Below are 662 nucleotides of genomic sequence, written 5' to 3'. Positions count from 1 at the left end.
CGTTCTGGAACAGCCGACCGTCTGCGGCCGTGCCGAACTCCTCCTGGTGTGCTTGGAGCATCGCCACCAGGATGGGTGGGATAGGCACCGGCCGGTCGGCTTCCGGGTCCCGCATCTTCAGCCCGCGCTTATCGTGCCGGTCACCGGAGTCGGTCCACTTCTTACCGGATACCGGGCGCGTTTCCCGGAGGGTGAGAACACCCCATCCGCTCTCCGGTAAATAGCAGTCGAATTTCCGTAGCCCGACGACTTCTGCCGGACGCATCGCGGCGTAGAGAATGCACCCGAAGAAGGCGACCAGACGCCTCCCCCGGTTTCGGTTCACCGACCCCACGTACGACACAGCCACCAAGAACTCACGCCCCTGGGTGGGGTTCATGAGTACGCGCGGGTCGATCGGGCCGCTGGCTGCGGTGGATGGGCGCTCCAGCCCAGCGATCGGGTTTTCAGCGAGATAACCCTTTTGAATCGCGTAGGCGATGGCCGCGTTGAAGTTACGACGCCGCCTTTTGTACGTGTCCTTGGCTGCCAGCTTGCCGTCCAGTTTGTAAGCCAGCCGGTAGTGCACGTCTTCGGCGATGCTGGATTCTCGTAGTGCTGACAAGGGAAGAGAGTTCTCCGCCAACCAGGCACATGCCTTGGTGAGTTTGGGCGGCGGCTCC

Annotated in this window: 1 pseudogene; it reads right to left on the bottom strand. The window is 62.8% G+C overall.

Annotation, left to right across the window (positions count from 1 at the left end):
- Positions 1 to 625: pseudogene (locus KUM32_RS37630) on the bottom strand (site-specific integrase); the annotation flags it as partial.
- Between the last annotated feature and the right edge of the window lie 37 nt (positions 626 to 662).

It is taken from the genome of Streptomyces sp. AC627_RSS907, assembly GCF_019049165.1.
The sequence above is the reverse complement of the archived record's forward strand: the minus strand, read 5'-3'. Positions and strand labels throughout refer to the sequence as shown.